The 11,887-nt window shown below is 41.0% G+C and carries 11 protein-coding genes; 5 read left to right on the top strand and 6 right to left on the bottom strand.

The genetic code is table 11. The annotated features are described in order from the left end of the window. Complete coding sequence (gene tuf / locus ABDV70_RS13395) at positions 1 to 1,191, top strand: elongation factor Tu (RefSeq protein ID WP_343598447.1); 1,191 nt, start codon at positions 1 to 3, stop codon at positions 1,189 to 1,191. Positions 1,192 to 1,274: 83 nt separating this feature from the next. Further along, positions 1,275 to 1,760, top strand: coding sequence for a ribosomal protein S18-alanine N-acetyltransferase (rimI, locus tag ABDV70_RS13390; RefSeq protein WP_343598452.1), 486 nt, complete (start codon positions 1,275 to 1,277; stop codon positions 1,758 to 1,760). Position 1,761: 1 nt separating this feature from the next. On the opposite strand, the gene ABDV70_RS13385 is transcribed toward rimI, so the two are convergent. Both ABDV70_RS13385 and aat read right to left on the bottom strand, forming a co-directional pair. Next, entirely contained in the window at positions 1,762 to 2,574 is an 813-nt protein-coding gene (locus tag ABDV70_RS13385) for an arginyltransferase (RefSeq protein ID WP_343598445.1), read from the bottom strand. A gap of 27 nt (positions 2,575 to 2,601) precedes the next feature. Then, entirely contained in the window at positions 2,602 to 3,324 is a 723-nt protein-coding gene (aat, locus tag ABDV70_RS13380) for a leucyl/phenylalanyl-tRNA--protein transferase (RefSeq protein WP_343598444.1), read from the bottom strand. Between the two features lie 191 nt (positions 3,325 to 3,515). Here aat and dctA point away from each other — a divergent pair, with 191 nt between their 5' ends. After that, complete coding sequence (gene dctA / locus ABDV70_RS13375; protein ID WP_343598451.1) at positions 3,516 to 4,862, top strand: C4-dicarboxylate transporter DctA; 1,347 nt, start codon at positions 3,516 to 3,518, stop codon at positions 4,860 to 4,862. An 84-nt stretch (positions 4,863 to 4,946) separates the two neighbouring features. Here the strand turns inward: dctA and trxB are convergent, their stop codons facing one another. Continuing rightward, positions 4,947 to 5,897: a thioredoxin-disulfide reductase gene (trxB, locus tag ABDV70_RS13370; RefSeq protein WP_343598442.1), complete on the bottom strand. Its 951-nt coding sequence runs from the start codon at positions 5,895 to 5,897 to the stop codon at positions 4,947 to 4,949. 249 nt (positions 5,898 to 6,146) lie between these two features. On the opposite strand from trxB, the gene ABDV70_RS13365 reads away from it, so the two are divergent. Beyond that, on the top strand, positions 6,147 to 9,176 hold the full coding sequence (locus tag ABDV70_RS13365) for a DNA translocase FtsK 4TM domain-containing protein (protein WP_343598449.1): 3,030 nt from the start codon (positions 6,147 to 6,149) through the stop codon (positions 9,174 to 9,176). 63 nt (positions 9,177 to 9,239) lie between these two features. Here the strand turns inward: ABDV70_RS13365 and ABDV70_RS13360 are convergent, their stop codons facing one another. After that, the gene (locus ABDV70_RS13360) at positions 9,240 to 10,664 is read right to left on the bottom strand and encodes a PLP-dependent aminotransferase family protein (RefSeq protein WP_343598441.1); all 1,425 of its coding nucleotides are present in this window, start codon (positions 10,662 to 10,664) and stop codon (positions 9,240 to 9,242) included. A gap of 95 nt (positions 10,665 to 10,759) precedes the next feature. Between ABDV70_RS13360 and ABDV70_RS13355 the strand changes: the two genes are divergently transcribed. Next, the gene (locus ABDV70_RS13355; RefSeq protein ID WP_343598439.1) at positions 10,760 to 11,089 is read left to right on the top strand and encodes a hypothetical protein; all 330 of its coding nucleotides are present in this window, start codon (positions 10,760 to 10,762) and stop codon (positions 11,087 to 11,089) included. 9 nt (positions 11,090 to 11,098) lie between these two features. Here ABDV70_RS13355 and ABDV70_RS13350 read toward each other — a convergent pair whose 3' ends face one another. Next, positions 11,099 to 11,386, bottom strand: coding sequence for a PA4642 family protein (locus ABDV70_RS13350; RefSeq protein WP_343598437.1), 288 nt, complete (start codon positions 11,384 to 11,386; stop codon positions 11,099 to 11,101). Positions 11,387 to 11,395: 9 nt separating this feature from the next. Continuing rightward, positions 11,396 to 11,887: hypothetical protein (locus tag ABDV70_RS13345; RefSeq protein WP_343598435.1), on the bottom strand; the 492-nt coding region annotated here is incomplete at its 5' end.

Below are 11,887 nucleotides of genomic sequence, written 5' to 3'. Positions count from 1 at the left end.
ATGGCTAAAGCCAAGTTTGAACGTAATAAGCCACACGTAAACGTGGGTACAATTGGTCACGTTGACCATGGTAAAACAACTCTTACTGCTGCAATTGCAACAATCTGTGCAAAAACTTACGGCGGTGAAGCGAAAGATTACTCACAAATCGACTCAGCTCCAGAAGAAAAAGCACGTGGTATTACAATTAATACTTCACACGTAGAATACGATTCTCCAATTCGTCACTACGCACACGTAGACTGCCCAGGACACGCCGATTATGTTAAAAACATGATCACTGGTGCTGCTCAAATGGACGGTGCGATCCTTGTATGTGCTGCGACTGATGGTCCAATGCCACAAACTCGTGAACATATCCTTCTTTCTCGTCAGGTTGGTGTACCTTACATCATCGTATTCTTGAACAAATGCGACCTTGTAGATGACGAAGAATTACTTGAATTAGTAGAAATGGAAGTACGTGAACTTCTATCTACTTATGACTTCCCAGGTGATGACACTCCAGTTATCCGTGGTTCAGCTTTAGCAGCACTTAATGGTGATGCTGGTCAATATGGCGAACCTTCAGTTCTTGCACTTGTTGAAGCACTTGACTCTTATATCCCAGAACCAGAACGTGCAATCGACAAAGCATTCTTGATGCCAATCGAAGACGTATTCTCAATTTCTGGTCGTGGTACTGTAGTAACAGGCCGTGTAGAATCAGGTATCGTTAAAGTTGGCGAAGAAGTTGAAATCGTTGGTATTAAAGATACAGTTAAAACAACTGTAACTGGCGTTGAAATGTTCCGTAAACTTCTAGACGAAGGCCGTGCAGGTGAGAACTGTGGTATCTTGCTTCGTGGTACAAAACGTGAAGAAGTACAACGTGGTCAAGTATTGGCTAAACCAGGTACAATCAAACCGCATACTAAATTCGACGCAGAAGTATACGTACTATCTAAAGACGAAGGTGGACGTCACACTCCATTCTTGAACGGTTACCGTCCACAATTCTATTTCCGTACAACTGACGTAACTGGTGCGATCCAGTTGAAAGAAGGCGTAGAAATGGTAATGCCAGGTGACAACGTAGAAATGTCAGTAGAATTGATCCACCCAATCGCAATGGACCCAGGTCTACGTTTTGCGATCCGTGAAGGTGGTCGTACTGTAGGTGCTGGTGTTGTTGCGAAAGTAACTGCATAATCACTGAAAAGTAAAAAAACGCTCCATTTGGGGCGTTTTTTTATGCCTGTATGATCGTCATATTTGAGTATAATGTGCGTTTTATAGTTCATGAGAAAGACGACAAAATGATTCGTTTGATGCAGCAAGCTGATGTTGCGACGGTACATAATATTGAAAAACAGGTACAAAGCCATCCTTGGTCATATCAGCAGTTTGTGGAAGCACAGCAAACGTATCAAAGTACAGTCATTGAAAAGAATGGACAGGTGGTTGGTTTTTGTATTTTGCAACCTGTTTTGGATGAAGCAAATTTATTACTCATGGCAATAGATCCGAGTCAGCAGGGTAAAGGTTTGGGATTTGAACTGTTACAACAGTCGATAGCGTTACTTAAAAACAATCCTGTACAAATTTTTCTGGAAGTTCGTGAAAGTAATGCTGCTGCAATTGGCTTGTATGAAAAGTCAGGTTTTCATCAAATAGATTTACGTAAAAATTATTATCCAAACCCGAATGGTACACGCGAACATGCTGTGATTATGGTTAAAGCATGTACTGACGATTTTGCTGCATTATTTTCAAAATAGATTATTTGATGACGCTATTCCATTCGGTTGGGAAAATGGTCATAAAAGATTCTCCTAATTTTTGGATTTCATCTTCTGATAGCTGACGGTTTAGGCGTCTCCATTGCCCATCAATGAGGAGTTCAAAAGGAATATACTGGCATTTGTAATTCATTTTTTTAGAGTGTGGTACCCAGTAGCCGAGATAAACAAAATCTAGCCCAAGTGATTGTGCATATTCAATTTGTTTAAGAATAGCAAACACCCCCAAAGAACGGCGACATTGTTCAGGTTCAAAGAAAGTGTAAACGGCTGAAAGACCATCGTCCAATTGGTCGCATGTGGAAACACATAGTAATTGGTCATTATCCCAAAGTTCTAAAAAGAACGTATCGGTACAACTATGCATTAAGAACTTTTCAAATTGTTCTGTGCTTGGAGGGTACATGTCTCCATCGTGATGGCGCAGGCGAATATAGCGTTCATACAGGTCGTAATGAATATCGGTTGCCTGATTTGGTCGGGTAATTTTAACAGTTAAGTCTTGGTTGCGTTTCCAAGCTTTCTTTTGTTGACTATTCATTACAAAGTCTTGAACAGGAACACGGCAAGAGAGGCACTGGCGGCATAAGTGACATTCTGGGCGGTAGACAAAATCACCACTACGCCGAAATCCATTACGGGATAGTTCAGATAAAGTAATGACATCAATGCGTTGAGCAGGGTCTAAAAATACCATCCGTGCAGAACGATTTTCAAGGTAACTGCACTCGTGAGGTGGGGTAATGTAATATTGTAAATCATTCAAAAGGGATGTCGGGCGATATGAATTCATGTTGTGGCTCCCTCCTGAATTTTCTCATCATGATAAAAGTTGTTGATTTATGGCGATGTCCTTAGAAAAAAATACACTGTCCTGATACTTTTTCCAATCGATATTGGGCTGTTTTATAACATTTTGTAACGATTTTAAGTATTCTTTTCGAGAAATCACCTCTGCACCTAAGCTGAGGAGGTGATCATTTTCAAGTTGGCAGTCAATCCACAGCAATTGCTCATGTTGTCCAATCAGCATTAATGTATAAAACGCCATCTTAGACACATCCGTTGCATGGCTAAACATGGACTCACCAAAACAGCCATGTCCAATATTCACCCCATATAAGCCGCCCACAAGCTGTTGTTCTTGCCAGACCTCAACACTATATGCAAAACCTGCTTCAAATAGCTGTGTATATCCCTGAATAATTTCTTTACTAATCCATGTTTCATCTGCATAGCTTCGGGGGAGGGCACAGTGTCGGATGACGTCAGAAAATGCCTGATTGACAGTAATGCGATAGTTATGTTTTTTCATATTCCGAAGTAAAGATTTACTTGGGCGAAAATGCTGCGGATAGATAATACATCGAGGTTCGGGAGACCACCAACAAATGGGATCATCCTCATTGAACCACGGAAATAACCCGTGTTGGTAGGCATTGAGCAGGGTCGAAGGTGTGAGATCACCACCAATGCAAATGAGCCCCTGACCATCTGGATCGGCCAATTCAGGGTCTGGAAAATCGTATTGAGATATCAGCATATTTTTACCATAAATTGCTTTTATGTATGTAATAAAAGATGAATGCTTATGTATGAATTAATGTGATTTGTAGGTATTGATGATAACTGAAAATCGAGTGGAATATTGCAGCGCATTTTGTACAAAATGAAGGCAAATATGGCATGTATTGTGCATAACTCATGCGGGGATATTTATATGAGTACTATTATATGCAAGCCATCAAGAAATCTCTTTTTCTACAAGTTGTCATCGCACTCATTTTGGGATGTCTGGTTGGCTTTTTCTTTCCTCAGTTTTCGAAGGAATTTCAGGTTTTAGGGGATGCCTTTGTTAAATTGGTGAAAATGTTAATCGCACCATTGGTTTTTTGTGTTGTTGTTTTGGGAATTTATGGTGCAGGGGATCTAAAAAAAGCGGGTAAAGTTGGACTAAAAACGATCATTTATTTTGAGATCATGACGACAATTGCACTTTTGATGGGCGTTGCAGTTGCGTATATTTTCAAACCTGGTGCGGGTATGCACATCGATGTGCATAGTTTGGATGCGGCAAGTCTGACGAAATACAACGAAAATGTGCATGCGGTTAGCAATTTTCCGGATTTCTTTTTAAATTTAATTCCACAAACTGCCATTGGTGCATTCACTGGGGCTGAAGTTTTACAGGTTATTTTATTTGCCATTATTTTTGGAATTGCGCTTTCTCAGTTGCCAAGTGAAGTGAAAGATCCTGTTGCTTCTTTTATTGATAAAATTTCACAAATCATTTTTAAAATGATGGGGTTAATTGTGAAATTAGCACCGATCGGAGTTTTTGGTGCGGTTGCTTTTACTGTGGGTAAATACGGTTTAGCATCGTTAATGAACTTGGGGTATTTGGTTGTCTTGTACTATGCCTGTGTGATCTTTTTTGTCGTTGTTGTCTTAGGCGGCATTTTACGGTTGTTCGGGTTTAATATTTTTAAACTGATTGGCTATTTAAAAGAAGAAATTTTGGTGGTTTTGGGTACAGCGTCTTCTGATTCGGTATTACCGCAAGTGATGAAGAAATTGACTCAATTGGGGATTAAGAACACAACGGTAAGTTTAGTTGTTCCATCGGGTTATTCATTTAATTTAGATGGTTTTTCAATTTATTTAACACTGGCAGTTGTCTTTATTGCTCAAGCAACAGGAACCGCACTTTCATTTCATGACCTAATTATTATTTTGTTGATCACGCTGTTTACCTCTAAAGGTGCGCATGGGATTCCAGCTTCCGCAATTGTGGTATTGGCAGCAACATTAAATAGTTTCCCTGCCATTCCTGCGGTTGGTTTAGTGTTGATTTTATCGATTGACTGGATTGTGGGTATTATTCGTGCAGTGAGTAATCTGATTGGGAACTGTGTTGCTGCGGTGGTGATTGGTGCATGGGAAAAGGATCTGGATTTTGAGCGTGCACACCAAGTTCTGAATAATCCTGAACTTGTAAAACAACAAGTGCAAGAGATTGAGGCAACCGAAACAGTCGCATCTCCAGCGCTTCATTTTCCGATTGCGAAAGATTTAAATTAATGTCTAGCGAAAGTAGAAGCTAAAAAGTACAAAAGCAGCCTAGGCTGCTTTTGTACTTTAGAATGTAGTATTTATTGATGATGCTTATTTTACTTGGTCTAAATAAGCATCGGCATCTAATGCAGCCATACAGCCTGATGCCGCAGAGGTAATGGCTTGGCGATAAATTTGGTCTGCAACATCACCCGCAGCAAACACACCTTCAACAGAAGTTGCAGTTGCATTGCCCTGTAAACCGCTTTTTACCACGATGTAACCACCGTTAAGTTCAAGCTGATCTTTAAAAATTTCGGTATTTGGTTTATGACCAATGGCAATAAATAAGCCGTGGGCATCAAGGTTTTGGGTTGAACCATCTTGGGTTGATTTTAAGCGAACACCTGTCACGCCTGTATTGTCACCCAGTACTTCATCGACCTGATGATTCCAGACAATAGAGATTTTGCCTTCTTTTTCTTTTGCAAATAAATGGTCTTGCAAAATTTTCTCAGAACGTAAGCTGTCACGACGGTGAACTAAAGTTACATGTGCTGCAATATTGGATAAATAAAGCGCTTCTTCAACGGCAGTATTTCCACCACCAACCACAACAACATTTTGGTTTTTGTAGAAGAAACCATCACAAGTTGCACATGCACTTACGCCTTGGCCCATAAACTTCTGTTCAGATTCTAGACCTAAATATTGTGCAGTCGCACCAGTGGCGATAATCAGTGCATCACAGGTATATTCACCCATGTCGCCTTTGAGCACAAACGGACGAGTTTTTACATCAACTTCATTGATATGGTCGTAAATCAACTCTGTGCCGAAGCGCTCAGCGTGTGCTTGCATACGTTCCATTAGGGCAGGGCCTGTTAAGCCTTCTTCGCCGCCTGGCCAGTTGTCAATTTCCGTTGTTGTGGTCAATTGACCACCTAATTGTAAACCCGCAATTAACGTCGGTTTTAAATTTGCACGTGCCGCATATACCGCAGCACTATAACCCGCAGGGCCTGAACCTAAAATAATTAAACGTGAATGACGAGCACTCATGTAGATTTCCTTTTATAATGTAAACTGAAAAAAATTATACGTGAAACAGGGAGAATTTTGTGTGTGTTTGATGTCGATAATATTGATCATCTAAATCGGATTCAGCTATATAAAACACTAACAAACATTCAGCATTCTACTGCATCTTTTTTTATAGAACAGGTGCATAATATAAAGATTTATTGATTGAAAAAAGTAATTTCACTTATTTCAATATTTTTCATTGGTTACATGGATACAGGACAGTATATGACTGCGGTGTCGAGTGTTTATGCACAGCGCTTACTCATCACATTATTTTTGGTGTCATTTGGGATTTATCTGTTTTTAGCGACAGTCACATATACTCCATTTGATCCAGGCTGGATGCATATTTCAAGCGATACACAACAAGTGTCCAATGCCAGTGGTGTAGCAGGTGCTTGGGTTGCTGACTTATTGTTTGGTTTTCTGGGGTGGGCAAGTCTACTTTTACCATTTTTCTTCTTTATTGAAGCAATTCAGGTTTGGTGGCCGAGAAGTTTTCTGAGCAGACCTTTTCGCTATGCTGCGCAATTCTTTATTTTATTGGCAACAGCAAGTTTACTGTATTTGTTCTGGAATGTGCCGAGTGATGCTTTAGAAAATGCCTCAGGCGGTATTATCGGCTATGAACTTGGCGATAGTCTGTCTCAGCTTTTGACGATCTATGGTGCGAGTGCATTTTTAGTCATTCTTTGGTTGACCTTGGTTACGCTGGCATTTGGTATTCAATGGAATAAAACATGGGCGACATTGCAAGCAACACCAAAGTATCTGCAAGATCTTTTTTATAGAAACGTCCCTGAAAGTGAAGCTGCCTACGACCTTACCACCAAAACACCTTCTAAACGTGTCGTGGTCGAACAGGTTGCAGCCGCACCAACACCGAAAGATGAAGAAGTAGCTACGGCTAAACCTCAACAACAATCGACTGAGCAGGCAAATCGAAACAGTGCAGCGGCGGAACATTTATTTGAACGTCTGGTCGATCAACAACCCGTTGAGAAACAAGCAGCACCACAACAAACCGCTGAGCGTATTGATGATACTGTGTTTGAAAAAACATTAGAAAAAGCGCACACATTGACTCAAACATCAGCAAAAACAATTGCTACAGGTGAAGTTTGGCGAGCGCTTGACCATGAAAAAGTCGAACTGCAAGAACAAGAAATTGATGCATTATTAAAAGCTGCACAAGATGAGCATCATGGCTCTGCACCGCAAAACTTTAAATCGGTTGCCGATCCATTGAATCAAGCTGTTCATTCTGAAAAATCTGGTTTGGACTGGAACGATGACCAAATTTTTGATGACTTGTTGGCAGCTGTGCCGAATGCAAAAACTGCGACAGATTTACATCAGCCGTTTCAACAAGACACGCTATCTAAGATAGCGGATGTTCCAGTAGAGAATAGATCGGTTTCTGTACACGATATGGTACAGCATGATGAACCGATTGCAGATATTGAAAAATTATTGGCATTAGATAAAACACAACCAGAGCAAACCTCTTCGTTAGAAATTGAACCTGAATCAGAGGTTGTCGTACAGCCACGTACGACAAGTAGCTATGCGCAATCAACACCTTTTGTAAAAGCACAAATTCAGACCACTATTACAAAACCTGAGTTATCAAAAGAAGCGTTTATTGAAGCTTGGCAGGAAACTGCGGGTAAACCTCAAGAAGAAGACGAATTTGACTTGGATGCACCATTGACCGATGCACTAGGTCGTCCAATGTCACGTGCGATGGAAGTTGCTGCAAAACGTCGTGATTTGCCGACATTGCCATCGACTGATTTATTGGATCGGGTTGATCCAAATAAGAAAGTTAATTTTACTGCTGAGCAATTGTCTCGTCTTTCGGAATTGCTTGAAATCAAATTACAAGAATTTAACGTCAAGGCAAAAGTGGTTGAAGCTCAACCAGGGCCTGTTGTGACACGTTTTGAGTTGGATTTGGCACCGGGGGTGAAGGCTTCAAAAGTCACCAATATTTCACGTGATTTAGCTCGTTCAATGTCAATGGCTTCCGTTCGTGTGGTTGAGGTGATTCCAGGTAAGCCATATATTGGTATTGAAGTTCCAAACAGTGCCCGTGAAATGGTACGTTTGATTGAGTTGTTGGAAACGCCAGTTTATCGAGATCCGAATGGCTTGATTAGCATGGCAATGGGTAAAGATATTTCAGGAAATCCTGTTTTAACCGATTTAGCGAAAGCACCACATATGTTGGTTGCAGGGACAACAGGCTCAGGTAAATCTGTTGCCGTGAACTCGATGATTTTATCGATGTTGTTAAAATATACGCCAAACCAGTTACGCTTGATTTTGATTGACCCGAAACAACTTGAATTGGCGAACTATAGCGATATTCCGCATTTATTAACTCCAGTTGTAACCGATATGAAAGATGCGGTGAGTGCTTTGAACTGGTGTGTGAATGAAATGGAACGTCGTTATAAACTGATGTCTTTCCTGAAAATTCGTAAACTGAGTGATTACAACCGTAAAGTCGAAGAAGCGATTGCCAATGGTGAAGACTTAATTGATCCGACATGGAAGCCGAGCGATTCTGCAACGCAAGAACGTGCACCTCGTTTAACGCCATTACCATCTATTGTGATTGTTGCCGATGAGTTTGCGGACATGATCATGCAGGTCGGGAAAAAGGCTGAGGAAATGATTACCCGTTTAGCACAAAAATCACGTGCGGCAGGGATTCATTTATTGCTTGCGACACAACGTCCATCGGTAGATGTGATTACAGGTCTTATTAAAGCCAATATTCCAACACGTGTGGCATTGCGTGTGAACAGTAAAATTGACTCCCGTACCATTTTAGATGCAGGCGGTGCAGAGGATTTGCTGGGGCATGGTGACATGTTGTTCCTTGGGCCGGGTAAAATTGAACCTGAGCGTGTTCATGGGGCATTTATTAGTGATGATGAAGTGAACCGTATTTGTGATGCTTGGCGTGAGCGTGGTGAACCAAATTATATTGATGAAATTTTAACGCCGTATGATGAAGAGCCAACATCGCGTGGTTTTGAAGAGGGCGATGCTGATCCAAGCCGTGATGCGCTGTATGATCAGTGTGTTTCATTTGTACTTGAAACCAGAAAAGTATCTGTATCCTCATTACAGCGTAAATTTAGTTTAGGTTATAACCGTGCGGCACGGATTGTCGATCAAATGGAAGAAAATGGCATTGTTAGTGCAATGGGGCCAAATGGTAAACGAGATATTTTGGTCTAAGTAGAATAAATCACTGTAAAGCCTGATACATCTTGTTGTGTATCAGGCTTTTTATATGTGTTTTTAACCTTTTTCGATCTGTTGCATAATCCAGTCTGCGATTTGTTTTAATGCATCCTGAATAGCGGTGGTAAGTGGATGACCTGCATTCAGGCGAACATAATCATGGTATTTATTGTCTTCTCCAAAGATAATCCCCGGAACAATACTGATGCCTTGTGAAAGTGTAAATTGATATAAGTCATAGGCATTGAGTTGGTGCGGTAGTTTTAGCCATAGGGCATAGCCGCCTTGAGGCATGTGAATTTGAAGCTGTTGTGTCGGGAGTAGTTGCTGCAAGTATTCTATATATTGCTGCACCTGATGATACAACTGTGGTCTAAGCTGATTAATATGTCGACGATAACCACCACTGAAAATAAAATCCGCCAATCCAAGCTGTAAAGGCGTATTCACAATAATATTATTGGCTAACAGCAGCGGCTTTAGGTGCTGCAAGGTTTTTGGTAGGCAAAGCCAGCCTACCCGATAGGCACTGGATAAATTTTTGGATACAGAACCCACCAAAATGACGTAGCCCGCTTTGTCCCAGTGTTTGATGGGAAGTGGGCGTTGTAAGTCATAACCACATTCGGCATAAATATCATCTTCAATGATATAACACTGATATTCTTCTGCCAGTTTGGCAATCTGTGCTTTTTCTTGGTGGGATAGGCAGTAACCCAAAGGGTTTTGATAATTGGCAGTTAATAAACACGCTTTGGCTTGACCTGTTTGCATGACTTGTTCTAAGCGCTGTAAGTCAATGCCTTGGCTATGGGCTGGGATTTCAATCACTTTACGATTAAAACTGGCCAATAGCTGTAGCTGACCGTTAAAGGTTGGGGTCGGTAAAATAATACTGTCGCCCATCTTTGTTAGAGATTGAATAATCAGCATAAGTGCCGCAAGGCAGCCATTGGTAATAAAAATATCTTCATAGGCAATATGTAGTCCATCCTCAGCCCAGTGCTGCAAAAGTGCTTTACGTAGCCTGTCGTGGCCTTGTCGGTTGCAATATAAAAAATCTTCAGAATGGCTGTGTTTTAAACTGCGTTGAATGGAACGGCGTAACTGCTCAATTGGAATGAGCGGTGTTCCGAGTTGAATTGCGCCAAGCTGAATCATTTGAGCCTGACTTGAAGCATCCTGTATTTGGTTGTGTAAATCGAAACTGGTAATGTCACGACTCACCGAGGGAAAGTCGATACAGTCTTGCTGAATAGGTGCGACAAATTTACGTGCTTGCACAAAGAATCCAGACTTGGGTTTGACATACAGATAGCCTTCAGCTTCAAGCAATTCATAACAGGCTTGTGCCGTTGAAAGGCTAATTTGATGTTGTTGTGCGAAACCACGTAAAGAGGGAAGTTTACTGTGCGCACCTAGTTCTCCATTGATTATTTTATGGCGAAGTTGACTGGCAATTTCTTGATATAGGAAATGCATATCTGTACTGCTTTTTTTGTAAGATTTGTATCTGTATACCTTAACAGATTCTTCCTAAGATGTAGTCAGTCATCGCGAATTTAGGGAGAATTTGAATGAAAAATGTTATGGTCTTAGTCGGATTATTGAGTTTAATTGGATGTACTCCAGTTAAAAATAATGCAGTGACTTGTAAGCAGTTGGCGGATGGCTATTTAAATACGCAATTTGGTCATTATTATTTAGTCAATGAGCCACAAAAGAAGGGCAATACAATACGTTTATTTTATCGGGTCGAACAAAGTTATAAATTGACCCAGACACAGCCCAAAGTCTTTGAATGTGTTGAAACATCTGAAGCATTACAGTTAAATTTACTTGAAAATGATGCAACGAAAACAGTGGTCATTTTACCGATACAAAAAAGCCTGCATCAGGCAGGCTAGATTTGAAATTTAGGCAAATTTTGCTAAAACTTCTAGAAAAGGAGCGCGTTGTTTAGGGAATTCAGCAATAACATCCGCAATAGTTTGTCCTTGAGGATTGGTCGCCTTGATATCACGTCCATCTGCTTGAAACTTTGTAAGCAGGCGCTCAAAGTCATGCGCGCGCATGTGTTTAAAGGCATGATATAAAACGTAGAAATCGGCATTAATGCCTTGCGGTGGTAAATGGTTCAAGTAGGCAAACACACGCTCATCTGACCATTCTTCATTGAAAGTTGCTGGCTGTGATACTGCCATTGCTCGCTCCTAGCTATAAAATGAAAACAGGCAAAATTTTTTAACTGGATAATGTCGCATTGACTTATTGAGTCCACGTAAAGTACAGCTTCTTGTTTTATAACGGGAAAGCTGTATATGCTCATCCAGTCCACTCGAAGCATAACTTCTTGTTTTATAACGGGAAAGCTGTATATGCTCATCCAGTCCACTCGAAGCATAACTTCTTGTTTTATAACGGGAAAGCTGTATATGCTTATCCAGTCCACTCGAAGCATAACTTCTTGTTTTGTGACGGGAAAGCTGTATATGCTTATCCAGTCCACTCGAAGCACAGCTTCTCGCCTTGCGACTGGGCAAAGCAGTGCTTTGCTGATCCAGTCCACTCGAAGCATAGCTTCTCGCCTTGCGACTGGGCAAAGCAGTGCTTTGCTGATCCAGTCCACTCGAAGCATAGCTTCTCGCCTTGCGACTGGGCAAAGCAGTGCTTTGCTGATCCAGTCCACTCGAAGCATAGCTTCT

The sequence above is a fragment of the Acinetobacter sp. genome (assembly GCF_039596015.1).
In the GTDB taxonomy this organism is placed as follows: domain Bacteria; phylum Pseudomonadota; class Gammaproteobacteria; order Pseudomonadales; family Moraxellaceae; genus Acinetobacter.
Note: the sequence above shows the minus strand (reverse complement) of the source record. Positions and strands in the feature narration are given on the sequence as shown.